The 3,283-nt window shown below is 71.3% G+C and carries 4 protein-coding genes; all 4 read left to right on the top strand.

Annotated elements, in window-relative coordinates; all coding sequences use genetic code 11:
- The first annotated feature begins 314 nt into the window (after positions 1-314).
- The 4 genes from CH341_RS29875 (at position 315) to CH341_RS29860 (ending at position 3,217) form a co-directional block, all read left to right on the top strand.
- The gene (locus CH341_RS29875; protein ID WP_170149867.1) at positions 315-779 is read left to right on the top strand and encodes a DUF2948 family protein; all 465 of its coding nucleotides are present in this window, start codon (positions 315-317) and stop codon (positions 777-779) included.
- Between the two features lie 163 nt (positions 780-942).
- Positions 943-2,256: a histidinol dehydrogenase gene (gene hisD / locus CH341_RS29870; protein WP_111423058.1), complete on the top strand. Its 1,314-nt coding sequence runs from the start codon at positions 943-945 to the stop codon at positions 2,254-2,256.
- Positions 2,253-2,747 (top strand): UPF0262 family protein, encoded by a 495-nt coding sequence (locus CH341_RS29865; RefSeq protein WP_111423056.1) that lies wholly within the window; start codon positions 2,253-2,255, stop codon positions 2,745-2,747. Before hisD ends, CH341_RS29865 begins: the two co-directional genes overlap by 4 nt.
- Before the next feature lie 2 nt (positions 2,748-2,749).
- Complete coding sequence (locus CH341_RS29860) at positions 2,750-3,217, top strand: arsenate-mycothiol transferase ArsC (protein ID WP_111423053.1); 468 nt, start codon at positions 2,750-2,752, stop codon at positions 3,215-3,217.
- The last annotated feature ends 66 nt before the right edge of the window (positions 3,218-3,283 follow it).

Raw genomic sequence — 3,283 nt, 5'->3', positions numbered from 1 at the left:
GTCCTGATGCTCCAGCCCGGCCGACATGCACGGCCGAGAACCCGCCCCCTCTGCTCCGCCCGCCGTTCTGCCCGCGAATTGTGGTGCGCTCGCGTCACCGGCCGGTACGGCCCCGTCTCGGGCACCTCCTGGGCCGTCGGGCCGGCGCGATCCACGGCCGATCGCCGGCATGGTGAATGCGAGGTTTCCGCGTCGCCGCGGCGGCTTGCGGGCGGCCCGGCGCGGGGCGCGGCCGAATCGCGAAATCCAGGCGCAATCGAGGCTTGTGCATGGCCGGTCGGTTTCCTAACTACGGCTCAGCAGGAGACGCCGCCATGGACCAGCTCAAGCTCGTCGCACTCGACCAGGACGATCTCGAGATCGTCGCGACCCATCTCCAGGACTCCCACGTCAAGGTGGGCGACATCATCTGGCGGCCGCAGGAGAAGCGGCTGGTGATGGGCCTCGACCGGTTCGACTGGGAGGGCGCGGTCTGCGAGAACGGGCATTTCCGCCGCCGCCGCACCGCCTTGCGGTTCGACCGCGTGATGGCCTGCAAGTGCCGCAACGTGCAGTGCCAGGCCAAGGACGTCGTCCTCAACCTCCTCACCATCGAGTTCGTGCAGACCGAGGCGCCCGGCGGCAGCGTCGTGCTGATCTTCTCGGGCGGCGGCGAGGTGCGGCTGGACGTGGAATGCCTGGAGGTCGAGCTTGCCGACCTCGGACCGGTGTGGGATACGACCGCCTGTCCGGCGCACGAGGACCAGGCGAGCCCCGGCCTGACGGCCGCGGCCCGCTGATTCTTTTCCGGCCCGTTCCGGCCGGCCCGGCCGATCCCGGCCGGGACCCCCGAAAGAGCCCCGTCGCGCCCGCCGCGTCTCCGACTGCAGCCGGGCGGCAGCAGGATCGGCGCGCCCGGCGCGCCAATGCGCGGCTCTCCCCGCCCGCGGGTTCTGCACTGCCATGCCTGTCCGTCTCGACATCCGGGATCCCGATTTCAAGGACCGCTTCGCCGCCCTGCTGGGGGCCAAGCGCGAGGCGGCCGCCGACGTCGAGGCGGCGGTGCGGGCGATCGTCGAGGACGTGAAGGCCCGGGGCGACGACGCCCTGGTGGCGCTCACTCAAAAATTCGACGGGCTCGACCTGGGGACGGCCGGCGCGGCCGGCCTGCGGGTGACGCCGGCCGAGGTCACGGCCGCGGTCGCCGCCTGCCCGCCCGAGGACATCGCCGCGCTGACGCTGGCGCGCGATCGGATCGAGGCCTATCACCGCCGCCAGATCCCGGAGGACCAGCGCTACACCGACGCCCTCGGCGTCGAGCTCGGCTATCGCTGGACCCCGGTCGAGGCGGCCGGCCTCTACGTGCCGGGCGGCACCGCCGCCTATCCGTCCTCGGTGCTGATGAACGCCGTCCCGGCCAAGGTGGCGGGGGTCGAGCGCCTGGTGATGGTGGTCCCGGCGCCGGGCGGCAAGCTCGCGCCGCTGGTGCTGGCCGCCGCACAGCTCGCCGGCGTCGACGAGATTTTCCGGGTCGGCGGGGCGCAGGCCGTCGCCGCGCTCGCCTACGGCACCGCGACCATCGCGCCGGTCGACAAGATCGTCGGACCGGGGAACGCCTATGTGGCGGCCGCCAAGCGCATCGTCTTCGGCAAGGTCGGCATCGACATGATCGCCGGCCCGTCCGAGGTGCTGATCATCGCCGACGCCTCGGCCGATCCGCAGTGGATCGCGGCCGACCTGCTGGCCCAGGCCGAGCACGATGCGGCGGCGCAGTCGATCCTGATCACCACCGACGCAGCCTTCGCGCACGCCGTGGAGGCGGCCGTCGAGTCGCAGCTCGCGACCCTGCCGCGTGAAAAGATCGCCGCGGCGTCGTGGCGCGACCACGGGGCCGTGATCCTGGTCGAGACGCTCGACCAGGCGGTCGGCCTCGCCGACGCGGTGGCGGCCGAGCATCTCGAGCTGGCGGTCGCGGACCCGGCGCCGCTGGTCGACCGGATCCGGCACGCCGGCGCGATCTTCGTCGGCACCCACACGCCGGAGGCCGTCGGCGACTACGTGGCCGGCTCCAACCACGTGCTGCCGACGGCGCGCTCGGCCCGCTTCTCGTCCGGGCTCGGCGTGCTCGACTTCATGAAGCGCACCTCGATCCTGCGCTGCGGCCCGGACCAGCTCGCGGCGATCGGGCCGGCCGCCGTCACGCTGGCCAAGGCCGAGGGGCTGGAGGCGCATGCCCGCTCGGTGGCGCTGCGGCTGGCGGGAGCGGCCGCCAAATGACCTGCGCGGGCCGGGCCGGACGGGAGCATCATCGGCTGGTCGAGATCACGCTCGACCAGGACACGATCGGTCCGGGCAATCGTGACATCGAGCACGAGCGCTCGGTCGCCATCTACGACCTGCTGGAGGACAATCTGTTCGCCCCGCTCGGTCACGACGGCGGGCCCTATTGCCTGCGCCTGCTGCTCGCCAACGACCGCCTGGTGTTCGACGTGCGCCAGCAGGACGGCACGCCGGTGGCGGCGCATTATCTCTCGCTGACGCCGTTCCGGCGCCTGGTGAAAGACTACTTCCTGATGTGCGAGAGCTATCACGGCGCCATCCGCACCGCCTCGCCGAGCCAGATCGAGGCGATCGATGTCGGCCGCCGCGGGCTGCACAACGAAGGATCCGAGCTTCTCATCGAGCGGCTGAGAGACAAGATCGAGATCGACTTCGACACGGCGCGTCGGCTGTTCACGCTGATCAGCGTCCTGCACTGGAAGGGGTGAGCATGCCCCCGCCTGGCCAGAGCGGGCCGCCGGGTGCAGTGCTGTTCGTGTGCGCCTACAATTCGGTGCGCTCGCCGATGGCCGCCGCGATGTTCCGCCAGTATTTCGGCCACCGCAGCTATGTCGGCTCGGCCGGGGTGCGCAAGGGCGACTCCGACCCGTTCACGGCGGCCGTGATGGAGGAGGTCGGGCTCGATCTCAGCGGCCACAAGCCGATGACCTTCGAGGAACTCGAGGATCTCGAAGGGCTCAATTTCGATCTGATCGTCACGCTGTCGCCGGAGGCGCATCACCGCGCCCTCGAGGTGACCCGCACGCTCGCCGTCGACGTGGAATACTGGCCGACCAGCGACCCCGGTGCCGCCCAGGAGGGCACCCGCGCCCAGCGCCTCGACGCCTATCGCGAGATTCGCGATCAGCTCCTCGACCGGATCGAGCAGCGATTCGGAAAGCCCGGCTTCGGGCGGTGACTTTTCCGCTGTTTGGACGTGAGCCGACGACCCTTCACCTCCCCCTGGGCAGCGCGGCTTCGCCGC

It is taken from the genome of Rhodoplanes roseus (assembly GCF_003258865.1).
Taxonomy (GTDB): Bacteria; Pseudomonadota; Alphaproteobacteria; order Rhizobiales; family Xanthobacteraceae; genus Rhodoplanes; species Rhodoplanes roseus.
This window is presented reverse-complemented; position numbering and strand designations above follow the sequence as displayed.

Bases quoted from the DNA above. Each gene is read 5' to 3' on its own strand.
- CH341_RS29875 (WP_170149867.1), top strand. From the start codon at position 315: ATGGACCAGCTCAAGCTCGTCGCACTCGACCAGGACGATCTCGAGATC.
- hisD (WP_111423058.1), top strand. From the start codon at position 943: ATGCCTGTCCGTCTCGACATCCGGGATCCCGATTTCAAGGACCGCTTC.
- CH341_RS29865 (WP_111423056.1), top strand. From the start codon at position 2,253: ATGACCTGCGCGGGCCGGGCCGGACGGGAGCATCATCGGCTGGTCGAG.
- CH341_RS29860 (WP_111423053.1), top strand. From the start codon at position 2,750: ATGCCCCCGCCTGGCCAGAGCGGGCCGCCGGGTGCAGTGCTGTTCGTG.